Consider the following 18,754-nt stretch of genomic DNA (forward strand, 5'->3'; position numbering starts at 1 on the left):
GCAGGACCTCTTCCCCCCTCGGACGTGCCCTGCCCTTCTGCGGCTGCCACGCCTTCTTCCTCCGCATCGCGCACCGCCCGGGGGCTTCTCTCACGCCGCATCGTCACCTCCGTTGCGGGTTTCCACATGCTTTCGCAGCAGCTTGATCATGCGCCGCTGCCTGTAGGCGTTCACGCCCTTGAATGTAAGTACGTACGCGACGAACGCCGCAGGAATGCCTAGGATGACACCGCCGATGGTCATGACGGCCACAAGTTCCGCACCCTGCTGGAGCATCTGTGCCAGTTCAAGCTTGGCAGGGTCGAACACGATGTCCGTATGCCACACGTGATGGCCCACCCAGTAGAGCATCCCGTAGAACGGGATGACATTGACGGGATTCGATATCCATGTTCCGGCGACAGCCACCACCTTGCTGCCCCTTACGAGAAACGCAAGGGCGATGGCGACCACCGACTGAAAGGGTATGATGGGCAGAAAGCCGACAAAAATCCCAGCAGCCATCCCCATGGCGATGGAATGCGTCGAGCCGGGCTGGCGCAGTATCCGCAGATACTGAAGCCGCAGGGCCCGCTTGAACCTCTGCCACCAGTCGAGACAGGACACGAGCGGCTACTCCATGCAGTCAAAACGTTCGAATCGCATAACCAGCCCGGCACGCCCCTGCGTTGCAGAGCGCAGTGCCGTCGAAAACCCGAAAAGCCCGGCAAGCGGTGCAAGCCCTTGCACGACCTTCTGCCCGCCCCTGTCGAACATGTTCTCCACCTTGCCGCCCCGTGAGCCCAGTTGCCCGATGGACGCACCAAGATGCGCCTCGGGTACGGAAATCTCCACAGCCATGATGGGTTCCAGCAAGACCGGGCCTGCGGACTGCATGGCCGCCTTCACGGCTGCCACCGCCGCCATGTGGTAGCCAGCAGGCGACGAGGCCCCGTCACGACGTTGCATGGACACGACCTCGACATCCACATCCTGCACGGGATACCCTTTGACGACGCCGCTTTGCAGACTATCGACGACACCTTGGGCCACCGAGTCAACCCATGCCTGCGGCCACCCTTCCGTCGCCATGCCGAAACGCACCCGGTTGCCCTTGTCACGCTCGCGGGCCGTCACGCGCAAAGAGACCTGCCCGTAGTGCGGCTGGTCACCCAGTTCACGGTCGAACTCGCCTGCGCCCTCGCCCGTGCCGGACACGGTCTCCTGAAAGACGACCTGCGGGTTGCCCACACGCGGACTCACCCCGTACTCACGCCGGATACGTTCAAGTACCACTTCAAGGTGCAACTCGCCCATGCCGGAGAGGATGCGCTGCCCAGTGCCCTCGTCCTGTTCGACGGCAAGCGTGGGGTCTTCAAGGCACAGGCGCTCGAGAACCTCGTCGAGCTTCTCGCCCTCTTCGGTGTTGCGCGGTTCCATGGCAAGCGAGATGACGGGACGGTAGGCCGCGATATTCTCGAGCAGCACGGGCCGTTCCGCGGCGGCGATGGTGTCGCCCGTGCGGGCGGCGCGCAATCCCATGACGCCGACGATGTCGCCGGCGAACGCCTCTTCGATCTGTTCGCGGCGTCCGGCGTGCAGCCGGAACAGCTTCGAGACGCGCTCGTCCACTTCACGCGTGACATTGCGACAGGTATCGCCCTCGCACAGCGTCCCGGCATAAAGCCGTACCAGAGCCACCTTGCGGCTTCCTTCCATGACGACCTTGAAGACCAGCGCAGCCAATGGTGCCTTCGGTTCAGGCGAGACGACCACCCGCCTGCCCTCGCTCCGGTCGAGCCCGCGAACCGGTGCCGCGTCGACAGGCGACGGCAGATAGGCACACACGCCGTCGAGAAGGGGCTGCACGCCGGTATTGTGCAAGGCAGACCCCGCAAAGACGGGGACAAGGCTGCGCGCCAGCGTCACACGCCTGATGGCGGCACGGATTTCCTCGGGCGCAAGCTCTTCGCCTCCAAGGTACCGGTCGACGATGCCCTCGTCGTTCTCGGCGAGCGTCTCAAGCATCCTCTCGCGCCACACCTCGCAGAGGCGGGCACTCTCCCCTTCGACCGGCGCACGGGCATAGCTGCGGTCGTGCGCATCGGCGGGGAAGGTGAGCACTTCACGGGTGACGACATCGACAAGTCCTTCGAATGTCTCACCCTGCCCCATCGGCACGACCAGCGGCAAGGGCACGGCACCCAGCCGGGTGCGCATGGCGTCGAGGGTGGCTTCGAAATCCGCCCCAAGCCTGTCCATCTTGTTCACGAAGGCGAGTTTGGGGACGCCGAACTTCTCGGACTGCCGCCACACCGTCTCGGACTGGGGTTCGACACCTCCGACGGCGCAGAAGACCCCCACCGCCCCGTCAAGCACACGCAAAGAGCGCTCGACCTCGATGGTGAAGTCGACGTGCCCCGGCGTGTCGATGATGTTCACCGTATGCCGTCCCCATGTGCAGGTCGTGCAGGCAGAGGCGATGGTGATGCCACGCTCCTGTTCTTCGGGCATGAAGTCCATGGTCGCGGTGCCGTCATGCACTTCGCCCATGCGGTGAATCTTCTGGGTGTAAAAGAGAATACGCTCGGAAAGAGTGGTCTTGCCCGCGTCGATGTGGGCGATGATGCCGATGTTCCGCAAAAGTTCGAGACGGGGGGCGGGGCCATGAGAACTAGCCATGGAGCATCTCCGGCGGGAAGGAAGTGGCGGGAACGTGCCGTCCTATGGTCAGGGAGCGTTCGATGAAAAAATCTGGCGTCAGGTCCGGGAAGGCCCAGCACCCTTCACGGGACGATGTCAGCACAAGCCGCGCGCGCATTGCCCAGAAGGATGCCGACGCAGCCCCGCAAAAAGCGGCATCGCAGGCGTATTCGCCGCCCGGGATGCCGTCGGCAGGCGTAGCGGACGGACTCATATCCGCAGCAGGGGCAACGCCGGCATCGGGGGAACCCTCGCAAGCCGTCGGCCCTCCGGCCGCAACGTTTGTCGCAAGGGCATCACCGTGCGCCCAGCGCACAAGTGCGGCATCGACCCCTTCGTCCTCGACGATGACGACGCGTGGCGTCCCCCCGTCATGCCAGACCGGGGTGTCAGCCTCGATGGCGGCCCGGCACAGCACAGCGAAGCTTGCCGCCCCTCCGAGGCACAGCAACCGCCCACGTCCCGCTTCTCTCAATCCTGCCACGAATCGCCCGATGTCTACGGTGTCCAATGAACCGGCGACCTCCTGTCCTGCAAGTTCAAGGGCCACGAGAAGCTGGTCGGGCCACGGCGTTGTCGCCGGGGCGAGTCGAATCACACGCACATCGGGCACGGCGGCGCAAAGTGCAGGCATGAGCGCAGCAAGGAGGCGGGGGGCGGAACGGAACGACTCGTCGATGACGACAAGTGTCCATGGTGCGACCCGTTCTGCACGCGCATAGGCCATGCCGGACCGGGGCAACGCGAAGGACTCGCTTCGGGGCAACAGAGGCTCGCCGTACAGCACATGAAGGGCCGCTATGCAGGTCTTGAGTGCCGCGCGATACCCATCGGGCGCGGCATCATAGGCGCGGGCGAAATCCTCATCCGGTACTTGAAGGACTGACGGCATCGGGGCATCGAAGTCAGCAGGGTGCATGAGGTGTTCCGGTCGGTTGTGATGTCTTATGGCACGGGCACTATACGTCGCCACCAGCGGCATGGCAACGCACCCGTGACAGCTGCACCATTCGGCCTATGGGGAGCACGGGAGCCGACAGCGGGGCAGTGGCAGCCTCACCGCAGGCGACACAGGGGGCAAGCCGGTGCGGCACGCTGGACATGCCTGTCATCTCCAGCAATACCAAGGCGCAACCGGAGAAGATCCGATTGCGCCTGTCCATGTCCTTTCGGGTACTGGTATCGTCAGCCGTCTATGCCGGGTTTGCCCAGCTTGCGTTTCATGTAGTTCTTGATGTGCACGCTCACGAGTTCGTCGCGTGACAGCGTCTCGGCGTACCCGGCGTCCTTGAGAATCGACCAGAAATCCGAACCGGAGAGCACCGAGTCCTTCTCGCCGAGTTGCATCAGATGCTCACTGTAGGTGGCAAGAGCCTTGCGCAACTCGGTCTCGGGGGTGCGACGCAGGTTGCGCCCCAACGTGGCGAGTTCTTCGGCAGGCGGCAACTTGTCCGACTCGAGCACCTGCTTGAAGCCGGAAAGGAAACGTGTGGAACCGGCAAGGATGTGGCTGCGTTTGACCACGTTCAGATTGCTCCACCCGGCCTTCACCCATTTGAACAGGGCATAGCCCGTCGTATTGCCGCCGGGCGTCTCCTCGTAGAAGACCGCAATGGTCGACGAGTCGTACATGTAGGTGTTCACCCATCCGAGGCCACGCATGGTCGACCCTGTGACGGGCGAATAGACGTATTCCCAGTTACGGTCGTCTCCCACGATGGCACCCTTGCGGCCCACCGTGGAGGGTGCCTGCTGGCGCGACACGGAGATGAGCACCGCCCTCCCCTGATGGCGCGTGAGGATGAGAAGCCTGTCCAGTTTGTATGAGTAATAGCAGCCGCTGAACGAATCGGGGGTGATTTCCTCGAACTCGGCACCGCGCAACACAACAGGCTCGCCTTTTTCGGCCATCTTGTCCCACAGGGCCACGCGCTGCTTGAGAAGGTCGCTTCCGGGCAACCAGAAGCCCCGCCGCAGCGCAGAGGGATATACGGCCTCTGCCGGGATGTCCGGGTCGTAGCAGTAGCGCAGGATGCGCGCCAGAGGGGCCTTGATGGTGTCTCGCGTGAAGGCACCGAAGCCCTGTTCCGTCTTGCCGGGACGGGCCGTGGCCGTTTCGGCGGCGGGACGGAAAACGAAGTCCAGAACGGCGGCATACCCTGCCGGGTCGGGCACTGGCCCTTGCCGGGGCACCGAGGCGAGAAGGCCTTCCAGCCCCGCCTCCACATCTGCGGGAAGTGTACCGCTCTCGACCTCTTCGGCGCGGGCGGGGACGGACAGCAGGCAACAAAGAATGAAAAACGCACACAACGTACGCACAACGATGCCGTATCGGCTAAAAAAACGCTCGGGCATGGACGGAAGCGACCTCATGAAGGGAAATACTGGCACGGCAGGACACCGACCATCTTGTTCCCCTCAAGGTACTGGGCTATCGTCGGCGCGTCAAGAACGCCCGCGGCCCTGCCTGCCAGACGTCGGCGGAGTCATGCAAGCCCCGCATCAACGAATATGGACGCCCACGTTCAAGCAAGTCGGACCGGCTGCGGAATGCAGCGGTCAAGCCCGCACACCGGGGGAGCATGTCCTTCCTGAACGCCCTGTTTGCAACGATCGCCGCCACGGTGGCAACCATACCTGTCGTCACTTACGGGGCCTTTCTCCTCCACAACGGCCTGCCCCTGCCGGGGCGGCACACCGCAAGGCGTCTCGCAGCACTTGCCGAGGGAATGTGTCAGAGCGTGGGCGCGTTCTGCATGGTCGTTGCAGCCCTCCCCTTCCGGCGACGTTGCCGCCTGCCGTTGCAGCCCGAAGCTTCGGCCGGAGATGCAGGGCCTCACGTCCCCGTCCTGTTCGTCCACGGTCTCTATCACAACCCGAGCGCGTGGCTTCTCTATCGACCGACGTTCGCGAGGCAGGGCATTGGCCCGGTGCATACGTTCGGCTATGACAGTTTCAGCAACGATTTCGCGACGCTGGTGCACCAGCTGGATGCGGCGGTCGACGCCCTCATCCAAGCGCACCCCGCCACGCCGCCCATCCTCATCGGCCACAGTCTCGGCGGGCTTATCATCAGGGCGTGGCTTTCTCGCCATGATGGCGCCCGCCGCTGTTCCGGCGTCGTGACACTGGGTACGCCCCATCAGGGCAGTGCACTGGCAAGGCTTGGTATCGGCAATCTGGCACGCAGCCTTCTCTTCAGGGGGACGCTCGTCCAGACCGTCGAACGACACGAAGCCGCACCCGGCGTGCCCTGTGTCGCCATCCGTTCCCCGCTGGACAACATGGTCATCCCGGCGGAGGGGCTTCGGATTCGCGCACACGGCTGGACCGAGGTCGAAGGCCCTGCCGTCAGTCATGTCTGGATGCTCTGGGATGCACGGACACGGACATTGGTGCTGGAGACGGCTCGACGCATCCGTGACGGGCTGCCTGTTACCTAACCAGCGCACCTCTAGAGAGGACAACCGCGGTCACGCCCCCTCCAGGGTACCATAGACGCGCAGGTAGTCCCGGGCCATGCGGCGTTCGTCGAAGCATCGGGTCGCAAGGTCGCGAGCGGCCTTGCCGAACCCCCGCCGTACATGCGGCTGCGCGGCGAATTCGGCGCACACGAGAGCCAGCGTCGCCGCATCACCCACCGGGACGAGTCGTCCCGTCACACCGTCACGCACGATTTCGGGAACCCCGCCCACGTCGAAGGCGCAGACGGGCAGTCCCGCAGCCATCGCTTCCAGAATGCCGAGCGGATGATTGTCCGCAAGGGATGGATGGATGAAGACATCCGCCGCGGCACGGACGATGTGGAGATGCGCCTGGTCAAGGTACGGCAGACGCAGCAGGTCGCCATCCCGCCGCATGGCATCGCCCCCGACGAACACACCCAACGCGTTCGGCACAGCCTGTTTGACCGCATCCCATATGGTGGTCCAGAGTCCGCCTCCCTTGAGTTGCGAGGTCTCTCCGCCATGGGCGAGACACAGCACCACGAAGGCTTCAGCACCGATGCCCAGCGCCCTCCGGGCGGCCCCGGCATCGATGGTCTCCGGTATGGAAACGCCATTAGGCACCACTGCGCACGACAGTCCCGGCAAAGCCTGCCTGACCATCCGCGCCAACCACCCCGAGGGGCTTACCAGATACGGAGCGAGTTCATACAGCAACTCTCGCAGGTGCCTCTGTCTTTCTTCCGCATTCGCATAGCCACGCGGACATGGCGAAAGACAGCCCTGATGCCAGCCCGGACAGTCGAAGGGCTGAATGCACCCACCGGTGAGCAGCGCGGCGTCGTGCAGAGTGATAACCACACGCGGATGCCCCCGCAAGGCAGATAAGGCCAGTAGCCAGTCCGCAGTGGCATGGAGATGGATGAGGGCGCCTCGCGCTACGGCGGCAACGGCATCAGGCGACACCAGCGTGCAACCGGTAGCCGCATCCGCCACTTCTGCGGTACGCCGCGAATCGACCCCTTCAGCGCCAAGCCGTTGGTGCAACAGGTTCGCCACACGCGCAGCCCCGCCCCTGTGGGCGAAAAAGGTATGGTGAACGACGGCAAGGCCCATCAGTACACTTCCAGCAGGTCGTGCTTGAGGGCCCATAGCACGAGAAAATGGAGACCTTCCAAGGTCAGGTCGCCGTTCCCCGGAAGCGACCAGAGACTGCCGCCCGGAACGGCATCTTCGCTGGCACCGGCCCCGCGGGGACTCGTCGGAGGCGAATCCGGCATGAGCGATGTCGACCGTCCAGCGGCACTCGGAACAGACGCAGACATGTCGGGGGCAGCATCGCCCCCCCTGTCCGCACCCGATAGCAGGTGGCCGCAAATCTCACGTAGCGAAGCCCCCTTCCTGGTCCGGAAAAGCAGCCTGTGCAACGCCTCATCAGGAACCATGAACGCCACGCCGGGATACGGCGTCGCCTGTTCGCGCCCGCCATAAACGGCCAACCCCGCCGGAGTCGCCCTGACACGCAGGTTGGCGTCGAGCCTTGCAGAGGGATACCCCCCGAAGACATCCGCATAGGACATCGCCATGGGGTGCGCGTGCATCCGGCACTGTTCATCGACGGGTTCCTGCCACAACGCGTCCCACAGCCCCACCCATCGGGAGACGACAGACTCCCAAGCGAACCGTGCAAGCACCCGTTCGCGTCCGGCACGCCCCATCTCTTCGCGCAACGCCGCAGAGACGGCAAGTCGGGCGATGGAAGCGCCGAAAGCCTCCACATCGACGGCGACCTGCTGCGCAAGGAGCAGATGGTACTGATTGTCGTAGAGTAGCGGCGCGGCGACATCCACCCCAGCCGACACGGCGGGACCGAGGGTCGACACCAGAAAACCGGTCACGCCATCCTCGACAAGGTCACGGTAGCCGTCCCAGTCGGAAGCGACCACGGGCAACCCCGCAGCAGCAGCCTCAAGAAGCGTCAGACCGAACGTCTCCTGCACATTGTCGGAAGGCGAGAGAAAGATGTCGGCAGCGGCGTACAGACCATTACGCGTTGCGTCATCCGGCGACCGCACGACACGGACCCGCACACCGTACAGTGCCCCCATCCGCTCGAGAATGCCGGGCATTCCGTCATCCGCATCAGCCTGTCCGGCAATGACGAGCAGGTACTCCCCACGGGGCAGCCCGCACGATTCGGCCCGTTGCAGCATCCTGAAGAGTGGCAGCAAATCCATCTTGGCATAGTGGGCGATACGCCCCACCACAAGAAGCACCAGTTCATCACCGACGCCAAGACGTCCGCGTTCACGCGCCCTCGCCTTCGGGTCGGGGGCGGGCAGCGACACCGGGTCTACACCGAGGGGCATCCGCAGCACCTGCGGTTGCGGATGAGCCTCTGGGGTCAAGCCATAGCCCCGCCGCAGGTTGGCGAACATGCGTCCAACGACGGCACAACCGGCATGCGACGTTGAGACGATGGCGTCGCGTCGTGTGCAACCGGGCCACATATGCGCCAGCAGCGAGGCACCGTAACGGGTGTAGCTGAGCGAGTGCGTCACCCCGGTCACCGGAAAGACCTGCGGCGCAAGATGGTTGCGTAGTGCAGAAAGCCATGGCTGTTCCGTCATCGGGTCGGAGAGATGAAAGCAATGGAAGGGCTGCCGCACAAGGGCTGCCGGCAGTTCAAGGCGCGTAGCCACCTTCAGTGCACCGCGCCGCACCGCCGGTGTATCACACAGCGCTTGGGCGAGATGCGCCCCGGCATCGCGGGTGGGAAGAAAGAAGTGATAGCCGTCGTAAGGGTCGAGGTGCAGCAGGGCACGAAGAAACCCCTCATTGGCTACACAACGTCCCATCACCACAGAGTGTTCAAGAAAGGGGTGAAGCGTTCCCCACAGGCGAGTGTGCTGCATGTTGGAGCAAAGCCACAGATACCCCTGCATGTCAAATCTCCGCCCGGAAAAAACTGCCCTTTCGTCTCTTCGTTTCACCAGCAGCGGGGATGACGGCTCTCCACGCCTAGAGCCATGGGCTCAGAACCGTAATGGCCCGCATATTGCTTCAAGTCTGGAGACAACCAATCCCGGGGGAAAAGGGATGGGGGGAGACAGGATGAAGCACCAGCACCTCATGTGGAACATCGGCCTCAGCGACCTCGACGCGGCCCGCATCAGCGAGTTCGCAGGCGCAGGCTACACCATGCAGACCGTCCCTGCCGACGCCCTGCCAAGCCCGGACGACCTCGAACGCGAGGCGCCATGCATCATATGGGTGGCGGCGTCTGTACAGGCGGCCCTTGCCGCACATCCACGCCAACTGCGCCAGCATCTCGAACTCGTGCCGCGAGCGCTTGTTCTCGACGTCAGCTACACGCAAAACGACCTCGAACAGGCTCTCGACCTCGACTTCTCGGAAATCGTACGCCATCCCATCTCGCGCAAGCGAGTGCTCACCGTGTTGCGCCGCGCCGTCGAGACCCGCAATGTCCATCAGGACATTCTGCGCATGACGCGGGAGATTCTCCTCGAACGCGAATTGCTCGCACGGAAGAACGACCTGCTCTCCTTTGTCGTCACTTTTCTGACAAGAACGACAGAGAGCCTCGACATCGCAGACATTCTCATCAACGCTCGCGAAGGATTCGGCAAACTCCTGCCCGTGACGGGTCTTCATGCCATTCTGTGGCCGCCCTCGCCCACGGAGGGCGCACATGACGCCGAACTCTTCATCGGCGCCTACAGGCAGACAGAAGCCCATGCGGCATGGACACGCCTGCTTCTGGAGTCTGCACACAGACTCGCCCGACACGACGTGGCAGAATACCGCACGACGGCATTGACGCACGACGAACCGTCGCCCCTGCCCGAAGCAGGACGAGTGATGATGCTGCCCCTTGGCAACGGCAAGAACACCTTCGGGGCCATAGCCATGGCTCTCGCCGAGACACCGGCGCTGGGCAAGGACCAGGCACAGGCCCTCGACTCTGTCATGCGTCACCTCACGCTCGCGCTCCGCAATGCCGTCGTATACCGTGAAATCAAGCTTCAGGCCGACCATGACGCGCTCACGCAGTTGCACAACAGGCGCAGCTTCGATCATCGGCTGGCCGAAGAAGTCGACCGCCATCAGCGTTACGGGATGCCCATGACGCTGCTCATGCTCGACATCGACCATTTCAAGGCCGTCAACGACACCTACGGACACCCGGCAGGAGATGCCGTCCTGCGCGAAGTCGCGCAGACCATGCGTAACGCCTGTCGCACGACAGACTTCGCGGCCCGCTACGGCGGCGAAGAGTTCTGCGTCATCCTTCCGCATACCGACGGCAAATGCGGACGCATCTTTGCCGAACGGTTACGCAAACGCCTCGCTTCCAGCAGGGTCGAAGTGGACGGCAAGACCATCGCCGTCACCGTGAGCATAGGCCTTGCCACGCTTTCCGCGGCAGCACCGCTCTCCCCGGAAAGGCTCGTCTGTGAAGCGGATGGAGCCCTCTACGCAGCCAAGGCCGCCGGGCGCAACATCGTCTGCGAGGCGCAGGAACCCTGCCAGAGAGCGAATGCGTTACGCGCGTGACCTGCAACGACGCATGGATTCGATTATGCAAAGAGGCCGGAATGGATCCGGCCTCTTTGCGTAGCATGACATGAGCTTCGCGGGCTTGCAGCATCAACGGGGTTCGCTCATCGAACGCACGACGCCACGGCGCTTACCCGCGCCAGTAGCAAGCCCTCCTGTTCGCACCTCTCGACGGGGCCCGCACATGCCGTGACTGGACACAACGCGGCAGGAGGCAGACGCCCCGCGCATGTCAGAGAAGCAGAAGCGAGGCAAGCCCCAGAAAGATGAAGAACCCCGCACCATCGGTGATAGCCGTCAGGAAAATGCTCGAAGCCTGCGCCGGGTCGCGTCCCAGTGCCCTGAAGATAAGGGGAATGGAACCGCCAGCCACGGCCCCGAGCAGCATGTCGCAAAGCAGCGCGAGGCCCATGACGGCCGCAAGCGCACCCTTTCCGGAGATGGCCCAGATGACCGCGCAGACGAGAACAGCCATGATGACACCCGAAGCGAGGCCTATCTTGCCCTCTCGTGCCACGGCCCGCCACGACTTGCGGCTGTCGAACCTGTCCACCGCCAGCTGCCTGATCATCACCGCCAGCGCCTGCTGCCCAGTGTTGCCCGCCTGATTCGCGACCATGGGCATGAGCACGGCGAGTATGGCCATCTGGGCGATGCTGCCCTCGAACATGTAGACCACCGACGCGGAAAGCGCCGAATTGAGCATGTTGACCACCAGCCACGGCAGGCGCTTGACCAGCGACTCGAACCACGGCGTATCCACCGTCTCGTCCTGCGCTGCACCCACCATGCCCAGCATGTCTTCGCTGGCCTCTTCCTGAATGATGTCGAAGATGTCGTCGTAGGTGACGACGCCAAGGATGCGCCCTTCGTAGTCAACAACGGGCATGGCCATGAAATTGTAGTGCCCCAGCAGGTGGGCCACCTCTTCCTTGTCCTGGTCGAACAATACGGAGATGACGTTCTGGTTGCCCACCTCATCGCGCAGACGAACTCCCGGACGGCTGAGAAGCAGGTCGCGCAACGAAAGGACGCCTATGAGGCGGTCGTCGATATCGACCACATAGGCATAATAGGGGTTTTCCTTGTCCTCGATCTCGCGGCGAATCTGAAGTATCGCCTGATCCGCAGTGAGTTGTTCGTCAAGGATGACGATCTCGGTGTTCATGACCCCGCCCGCGGTGTCGGGGTCGAAAGCCATGAGGTGACGAATCTCGTCGGCGTCCTCGGTATCGAGGTTGTTCAGCAGGACATCGCGGTGGTCTTCGTCGAGTTCGTCGAGCACGTCCGCCGCGTCGTCGGGGGACATCTCGGCGAGAATCTGCGCGGCCACATCGGCGTCGAGGTTCTCAAGAAGGTCGACGCGGACGTGTTCATCAAGCTCGGCAAGGGCTTCAGCCGCATCTTCGGCTGGCAGGTTCCTGAGGACGCAGACCTGCTTTTCCAGCGAGAGGTTCTCGATGTGCTCTGCAACGTCGGCCGGGTGCGCGTACTCCGTATCGGTGTCGACAAGCCCCGCGCACGGGTCGCCCGCGGGCATGTCTTCGTGCGGGGCATGCCGCCTTCCACGGCCTTCGGAGATACCGCTCTCTTCATCTTTCATGGTGATTCCCCCGCACGGATTGAGGCTTGCGGCCCCGCAGCAGGCGGCACCGACGGCTTGACCAAAGCACTGCCGTCACCTAGTACACTCGCACGGGGCGACCGGCGCCCGTCCTGTAGCATCCGACGCCCCGAGGAACAAGTATGCCACATCCTGATTTCACAGCATTCTTCTCCGGCACGGCCCTCGACCGTCTTACCGCCGCCATAGACCTTGCCCTCGTCGAGGACGGCCCCGACCTCACCTCCGATGCCGTCTTCTCACCCGAAGACAGACTCGAAGCCGTGGTCGTGGCCAAGCAACACACGCTCGTGGCGGGCCTGCCCATCGCCCCCATCATTCTCGACCGCTGCCCGGAAGTCCATCCCTATACCCTTGAGATGCCTGTACGCGATGGCGACAGACTCGCCCCCGGCGATACGGCCCTCCGCGTAGCCGGAAGCGCACGGCACATCCTCAAGGCTGAACGGGTCATCCTCAACTTCATGACCCATCTTTCAGGCATAGCCAACCTGACGCACGACTATGTGACGGCCCTTGAGGGAACCCATACGCGCCTTCTCGACACGCGCAAGACCCTCCCCGGCCTGCGGCATGTCGAGAAATACGCCGTGCTCGTTGGCGGCGGCCTCAACCACCGCATCGACCTTGCAGAGATGCTCATGCTCAAGGACAACCATATCGATGCGGCAGGTTCCATCACCGCAGCCGTCACACGTCTGCGCACGGCGTATGCCCCCTGCCCCCCCATCGAAGTGGAATGCCGCACCATGGAAGAGGTCGCCGAAGCCGTTGCCTGCCACGTCGACCGCATCATGCTGGACAACATGACGCCAGAGGCCATGCGTGCCGCGCTGGGCATCATCCCGCGTACCATCGAGACGGAGACAAGCGGCGGCGTCACCCTCGAAACCATCCGCAGTCTGGCACTCGTGGGCGACCGCGGCCCGGATTTCATAAGCGTGGGTCGCCTTACCCATTCGGCACCCGCTGCGGACTTCAGCATGCGCATCAGCAAGGAGCATCCATGACCCTCCATCGCCCCACGCCCGCATCCTCCGGTGAAACGCCACAAGACGTGGCACGTCGTATCGACGCCCTGCGGGGGCAGCTTGGCGACGACGTGCTCGTCATGGGGCACCATTACCAGCACGATTCGGTCATCCGCCACACCGACCTGCGCGGCGATTCGCTGGAACTTGCACGCAAGGTGGATGCCATCAGCGCGAAGCACATCGTCTTCTGCGGTGTCTATTTCATGGCCGAATCGGCAGCCTTGCTCGCGCGTGACGGGCAGTCCGTGCACATCCCGGAAAGCGACGCCAACTGCGTCATGTCGCAGATGGCCCCCGCACAGCGCGTGGATGCGGTGCTGCGAAATCTCTCCGGGACCGGACGCAATGTCATACCACTGGCCTACGTGAACACTTCGCTGGCGGTCAAAGCCGTCGTCGGACGGCACGGCGGTGCCGTGTGCACCTCTGCCAATGCGAAGACGATGCTGACGTGGGCGCGCGAACGGGCTGACGCAGTGGTCTTCCTGCCGGACAAGAACCTTGCCCGGAACACGGCAGACCTTCTCGGCATCGCCGAAGACCGGAGACATATCCTCGACATCCGGGACGGAGGCGCGGCTGTGGACATGGACGCCGCATCAGGGGCCGAACTTCTGATGTGGCCCGGCTGTTGCGCCATCCACGCCCGGTTCAACCTGCGCCAGATGGAACGCATGAGGGACGAGCACCCCGGGTGCCGCATCGCCGTCCACCCCGAATGTTCGCCCGAGGTGGTTCGCGCCGCCGACGCCGCAGGATCAACGTCGTTCCTCATCCGTTACGCCGAAGAACAGAAGCCCGGTACGACGCTCGTCATCGGCACTGAAATCAACCTCGTCGAACGCCTTGCGGCGCAACACGCCGGACGCATCACCGTATTGCCGCTCCTTGAGAGCGGCTGTTCCCACATGGCGCGTGTGACAGCACCCAAGCTTCTCGCCACGCTCGAATCCATCGCCAGCGGCACGGCCTCACCCGTAGCCATCCCCCTCGACCTGCAGGACGACGCGCACGCCGCCCTCCAACGCATGCTAGAAGCATGTGCCTAAAACGGTAACGCCATGAGCACCAACAGGTTTCACACGCCCGTCCTCGTCATCGGCAGCGGTATCGCCGGTTGCACCGCCGCCCTCACCCTCGCCGACCTCGGGGCCGAGGTCACCCTCATCTCCACCGGCACACGCCTCGACACCGGCAATTCGCCGCTTGCGCAGGGAGGCATCGTCTTCAAGGCAGTGGACGGCGACCCGCGTCTTCTCGAACACGACATCATGGTCGCCGGGCACCATATCAACTACCGCCGCGCTGTACGACAGATCAGCGTGAAAGGCCCGCAGGCGGTACAGGGCATTCTCGTCGACAGGCTCGGCATTCCCTTCGCACGAAGCGGAAAACCCCAGTGCGAATGGGACCTCACCATGGAAGGTGGGCACGCGGCGCACCGCATCATGCACTGTGCCGACTACACGGGCCGCGCCATCATGGATGGCCTCATCGCCGCCATCGAAGAGGCACCCAACGTACGAGTCCTCTCCGGAAGGACGGCGGTCGACCTGCTCACCACGCACCATCAGGCCCGCAGCAACGAATTCCGCTATCAGATCAACAACCAGTGCGTCGGAGCCTATGTCCTCAACGAGCATACCCGCTCGGTGGAGACCATGCTGGCGGACGTCACTGTCCTTGCCACCGGCGGGGTCGGTCAGGTCTACCTGCACACGACCAACAGCCCCAATGCCATCGGGTCGGGCGTATCCATGGCACAGCGCGCGGGGGTACGCATCGAGAACGCCGAGTTCGTGCAGTTCCACCCCACGGCCCTCTTCCACCGCTCGCAACGTCGCTTCCTCATCTCGGAGGCGTTGCGAGGCGAAGGCGGGAGACTGGTCAACGGGTCTGGCGAAGCCTTCATGCACAACTACGACCGCCGGGGCGACCTCGCGCCCCGCGACATCGTGGCGCGTGCCATCGTCGAAGAGATGCTCCGTACCGGTGAGGACTGCGTCTACCTTGATGCATCGCAGGTCGAACAGGACCTTGAACAGCGGTTCCCGACCATCTACCAGCACTGTCAGGACATGGGCATCGACATCAGGGTCGAACCCATTCCCGTCGTTCCCGCCGCCCATTACTTCTGCGGCGGCATCCTCACCGACCTCACAGGGCGCACCACCCTGGACAGGCTCTATGCCGTGGGGGAATGCGCCTGTACCGGGGTGCACGGGGCGAACCGCCTCGCCAGCACGTCACTTCTGGAAGCCCTGCTATGGGGCCGCACGGCGGGTGAAGACATCGCACGCAGGCTGCACAGGCAACGCCCCATGAGCAAACGGCTTCATGCCGCCATCCCCGACTGGCAGCCGCTTGGTGACGAACGCAACGACGACCCGGCACTGGTCGCACAGGATTGGGCCACCATCAGGCACACCATGTGGAACTATGTCGGCATCACCCGCAGCACGGGCAGACTTCGCCGTGCGTTCGAAGACCTGCGCGACCTGTCGCGCCACCTGCACGACTTCTACAAGCGCACGACGCTCTCAAAACCGCTGGTCGACCTCTTCCATGGCTGCCACACGGCCTATACCATAACGCAGGCGGCACTCCGCAACCGCCAGAGTCTGGGCTGCCATTATCGCATAGATTGATGGTATCCCCGCAACATCGACGCAAAAGGGCCCCCCGAGAGGGGTGGCCCTTTTGCGTCTGCCCATTACAGCGCATGCATCACGCAGTGCACGCTGCCGTATTGCGACGTTCACATCAGGTAAAGCCGCACCAGCGAGACGCCCGTCCACAGTTGCCATAGAGCAAGCGCCACAAGCACCAGGTTGTTCACGCCATGCACCAGCGGCAGCCACTTGCGACGTCTCTTCTCCTTGTCCAGTCTGTAGCCCGTCATATAGCCGATGACGCATAGCGGCAGCATGACCAGACCGACATACGCGTGCACACCGGTAAGAAAAAGATTGCGCCAGTAGAACCACACCAGCAGCGACCCCAGAAGCCCACCGCCCAGCCATAGGGCGATGGCGTAGGTCCCCCATCGCACATGCTGTTTCCAAGGAAAGACGCACTTCTGCCCGCAATGGACGGCAAGAAAACGTTTCCAGCCGAACAGCACGGCAGGGACGGAGAGGACCAGGGCAATCACCTGCACAAGAGGATGCGACCAGAGCATGTACGCCTCCGAAGGAGTCAGAACAACGATACGGGAATGGCGAGCCTGTCGATGAGGAGTACCACCATTACAGCACAAAGTACCGCGTCGGCAATATGGAGTGCCACGCGCCGTTTGCGAACCGCCAGCATGGCGGCGAAGAGAAGCGCAATCCCGCACAGGGTTACCATGATGCGCATGCCCACCCACTCCAGCAACGGAAAGGCTGGCACCATCAGCACCGCTACGGCATAGGCGTGAAACCAGACCTTCAGCAGTCTGGCATAGCGTTCGTGCGGCAATGAGAGCAGCGGCAGAGGCAGGCGCGCCTTGCGATAGGCTTCCCGGTCACGCGCCGCGTGCAGCCAGAAATGGGGAATCTGCCATAGCAGATACAACGTATAGACGACCACCAGCATAGGAGATGCCGGGTGCCCCCCCACAGCCAGCCATCCGACCACAGGCGGCATGGCACCGGCTGCCGCCCCCACCAGCAACGCGAAGGAGGTCCGTCTTTTCAGCGGGGTATACAACCCGTTGTAGACCGCCACGATGCCGATTCCGACCAGTAGCGACGTAAGTCCCCCCGCGAGACACAGCACCATCCAGCCGACAGTGACAAGGGCAAGCCCCATGAGTGAACCGTACATGTGGCCGATACGCCCGCAGGGTATGGGGCGTGAGGCCGTACGGGGAATGACGGCGTCGAGGTCTGCCTCCTGCACCTGATTGATAGCGGAACACCCCCCGGCCAGAAGAAACGTGGCAAGAGAGGCGAGAAGGTGCGTTATCGTCACGTGGGGGACAGCCAGCATGGCACCGAAGAAGGTCGCCCCGGCTACCATGAGGCTCACCCTCCACCGGATGAGCATGGCGACGTCTGCAATGGTACAGCGCCCCATCACGAGACTCCTGAAACCGTCATGACAGTCATGTCGTCGCCTGTCACTGAGTCTTGCCCGCGGGGGATGTGCCTCCATGCAGTCCCGGTGACGACGCGTCTGCAGGAGCCTTATCGGGCGTGCCGGACAATGAGCGCATATAGTCCATCATGGCTTCCATCTGCTCTGGTGTGAAACTATCGTATCCGGGCATCAACGGGTCCCACCCTTTCGACAGCTTCTTCTGCGGCGCGACAATGGACTCGCGCACATAGTCGGCATCGACCTTCACCCGCTTCGGAACGCCATCGACCAGCACATCGACCTCGCTACCCCACAGGTTCTTGAACGTGGGACCGGCTACGACCGACCCATCTGTCGAGTGACACGACAGGCAGCCCTCCTGTTCCATGAGCCGTCTGCCCTCTTCGCGCGTGAGGCCGTTACCGTGCATGAACCAGGCGATCATATCCTCGAAATCCTGCTCGGGAACGACCCCCTCCGTTGAAGGCATGATGGGGTCGAAACCTTCCACAAGCTCGGCATTGGGGTCTTTCAGCGCCCGGCGCAGATAGGCTTCGTCGACGATGATCTTGCGCTTGCTTCCATCACCGAGAACGACCACCCGTTCTGCTCCGTACAGCCCCTTGAACGTGGTGCCCGGGCCGGGACTTCCGTCCAGAGAATGGCACGAGATGCAACCATAGGCGTCGAGAAGAGCCCGCCCCTTGCCCCCCGGCGCTTCGGACGATTCAAGCCATTTACGGAACTCATCCGGCTCGACGGCCTTTACGACAGAAAGCATGTTCGCATGTTTGAGACCACAGTATTCGGCGCACAGGATGTCGAACTCTCCGGGACCATCCGTCTTGAACCATGCGTAGGTCTGCATGCCCGGCACCGTGTCCATCTTGATACGGAAGGCGGGTATATACAGGCTGTGGATGACATCCACGGACGTCATGTCGAGCTTCACGGGCTTTCCGGCGGGAACATAGAGGACGCTGCTGCGTTTGCCGTTGGGATACTCGAATATCCACGACCACATCCGCGCCTTGACGCCCACCTCCAGCGCATCGGCGGGCACGGTTCGCAACGCCTTGTAGCCAGCCCATCCGTAATAGAACAGGGCCATCACGATGAGGGTGGGTATGAGCGTCCACGCCGTTTCGGCAAGAACGCTACCCGGAATCTCTGTGGCGACGGGGTTGCGCCTGTGGTCATACCGCCACACGAACCAGAGCATCGTGGCGGTGATGCCGAGAAGCATGATCGCAGAGACCCCGAAGATGACATAGAAGGCAAGGTCGACCTGCTGCACCGGTGAAAGCGACTGCGGATACATG

The 18,754-nt window shown here is 63.2% G+C and carries 16 protein-coding genes; 5 read left to right on the forward strand and 11 right to left on the reverse strand.

The window, feature by feature from the left end; genetic code table 11:
- Window positions 1-90: 90 nt before the first annotated feature.
- The 5 genes from DVU_RS08525 to DVU_RS08545 are packed head-to-tail and all read right to left on the reverse strand — an operon-like array spanning window position 91 to window position 5,037.
- Entirely contained in the window at window positions 91-606 is a 516-nt protein-coding gene (locus DVU_RS08525; protein WP_010939086.1) for a DUF2062 domain-containing protein, read from the reverse strand.
- Between the two features lie 6 nt (window positions 607-612).
- Window positions 613-2,661: an elongation factor G gene (fusA, locus tag DVU_RS08530; RefSeq protein WP_010939087.1), complete on the reverse strand. Its 2,049-nt coding sequence runs from the start codon at window positions 2,659-2,661 to the stop codon at window positions 613-615.
- Window positions 2,654-3,601, reverse strand: coding sequence for a hypothetical protein (locus DVU_RS08535; RefSeq protein WP_010940655.1), 948 nt, complete (start codon window positions 3,599-3,601; stop codon window positions 2,654-2,656). Before DVU_RS08535 ends, fusA begins: the two co-directional genes overlap by 8 nt.
- Before the next feature lie 40 nt (window positions 3,602-3,641).
- On the reverse strand, window positions 3,642-3,845 hold the full coding sequence (locus DVU_RS08540) for a hypothetical protein (RefSeq protein WP_150103619.1): 204 nt from the start codon (window positions 3,843-3,845) through the stop codon (window positions 3,642-3,644).
- Between the two features lie 22 nt (window positions 3,846-3,867).
- On the reverse strand, window positions 3,868-5,037 hold the full coding sequence (locus DVU_RS08545) for a hypothetical protein (RefSeq protein ID WP_014524383.1): 1,170 nt from the start codon (window positions 5,035-5,037) through the stop codon (window positions 3,868-3,870).
- 227 nt (window positions 5,038-5,264) lie between these two features.
- On the opposite strand from DVU_RS08545, the gene DVU_RS08550 reads away from it, so the two are divergent.
- Window positions 5,265-6,125, forward strand: a complete 861-nt coding sequence (locus DVU_RS08550; protein ID WP_010939089.1) for an esterase/lipase family protein — start codon at window positions 5,265-5,267, stop codon at window positions 6,123-6,125.
- 30 nt (window positions 6,126-6,155) lie between these two features.
- Here DVU_RS08550 and DVU_RS08555 read toward each other — a convergent pair whose 3' ends face one another.
- Both DVU_RS08555 and DVU_RS08560 read right to left on the reverse strand, forming a co-directional pair.
- A complete protein-coding gene (locus tag DVU_RS08555; protein ID WP_010939090.1) occupies window positions 6,156-7,244 on the reverse strand; it encodes a glycosyltransferase family 4 protein in 1,089 nt (362 codons plus the stop codon).
- Window positions 7,244-9,073, reverse strand: a complete 1,830-nt coding sequence (locus DVU_RS08560) for a glycosyltransferase family 4 protein (RefSeq protein ID WP_010939091.1) — start codon at window positions 9,071-9,073, stop codon at window positions 7,244-7,246. Before DVU_RS08560 ends, DVU_RS08555 begins: the two co-directional genes overlap by 1 nt.
- 169 nt (window positions 9,074-9,242) lie before the next feature.
- Here DVU_RS08560 and DVU_RS08565 point away from each other — a divergent pair, with 169 nt between their 5' ends.
- Window positions 9,243-10,706: a GGDEF domain-containing protein gene (locus tag DVU_RS08565; protein WP_010939092.1), complete on the forward strand. Its 1,464-nt coding sequence runs from the start codon at window positions 9,243-9,245 to the stop codon at window positions 10,704-10,706.
- Window positions 10,707-10,941: 235 nt separating this feature from the next.
- On the opposite strand, the gene mgtE is transcribed toward DVU_RS08565, so the two are convergent.
- The gene (gene mgtE, locus DVU_RS08570; protein ID WP_010939093.1) at window positions 10,942-12,312 is read right to left on the reverse strand and encodes a magnesium transporter; all 1,371 of its coding nucleotides are present in this window, start codon (window positions 12,310-12,312) and stop codon (window positions 10,942-10,944) included.
- A 143-nt stretch (window positions 12,313-12,455) separates the two neighbouring features.
- Here mgtE and nadC point away from each other — a divergent pair, with 143 nt between their 5' ends.
- From nadC to nadB, 3 genes are read left to right on the forward strand one after another with little or no spacing between them, the layout of a single operon-like run.
- Window positions 12,456-13,343 carry a carboxylating nicotinate-nucleotide diphosphorylase gene (gene nadC / locus DVU_RS08575; protein ID WP_010939094.1) on the forward strand — a complete coding sequence of 296 codons (888 nt, stop codon included), beginning with the start codon at window positions 12,456-12,458 and terminating at the stop codon, window positions 13,341-13,343.
- Window positions 13,340-14,416, forward strand: a complete 1,077-nt coding sequence (gene nadA, locus DVU_RS08580; protein WP_010939095.1) for a quinolinate synthase NadA — start codon at window positions 13,340-13,342, stop codon at window positions 14,414-14,416. The genes nadC and nadA overlap by 4 nt, the downstream gene beginning before the upstream one ends.
- Before the next feature lie 12 nt (window positions 14,417-14,428).
- On the forward strand, window positions 14,429-16,015 hold the full coding sequence (gene nadB / locus DVU_RS08585; protein ID WP_010939096.1) for an L-aspartate oxidase: 1,587 nt from the start codon (window positions 14,429-14,431) through the stop codon (window positions 16,013-16,015).
- A 110-nt stretch (window positions 16,016-16,125) separates the two neighbouring features.
- On the opposite strand, the gene DVU_RS08590 is transcribed toward nadB, so the two are convergent.
- From DVU_RS08590 to coxB, 3 genes are read right to left on the reverse strand one after another with little or no spacing between them, the layout of a single operon-like run.
- On the reverse strand, window positions 16,126-16,548 hold the full coding sequence (locus tag DVU_RS08590) for a DUF4079 family protein (protein ID WP_010939097.1): 423 nt from the start codon (window positions 16,546-16,548) through the stop codon (window positions 16,126-16,128).
- Between the two features lie 17 nt (window positions 16,549-16,565).
- Window positions 16,566-17,429 carry a UbiA family prenyltransferase gene (locus DVU_RS08595; RefSeq protein WP_010939098.1) on the reverse strand — a complete coding sequence of 288 codons (864 nt, stop codon included), beginning with the start codon at window positions 17,427-17,429 and terminating at the stop codon, window positions 16,566-16,568.
- A gap of 43 nt (window positions 17,430-17,472) precedes the next feature.
- Window positions 17,473-18,753 carry a cytochrome c oxidase subunit II gene (gene coxB, locus DVU_RS08600; RefSeq protein ID WP_010939099.1) on the reverse strand — a complete coding sequence of 427 codons (1,281 nt, stop codon included), beginning with the start codon at window positions 18,751-18,753 and terminating at the stop codon, window positions 17,473-17,475.
- Between the last annotated feature and the right edge of the window lies 1 nt (window position 18,754).

Origin of the sequence: Nitratidesulfovibrio vulgaris str. Hildenborough (genome assembly GCF_000195755.1) — a bacterium.
Classification (GTDB): Bacteria; Desulfobacterota; Desulfovibrionia; order Desulfovibrionales; family Desulfovibrionaceae; genus Nitratidesulfovibrio; species Nitratidesulfovibrio vulgaris.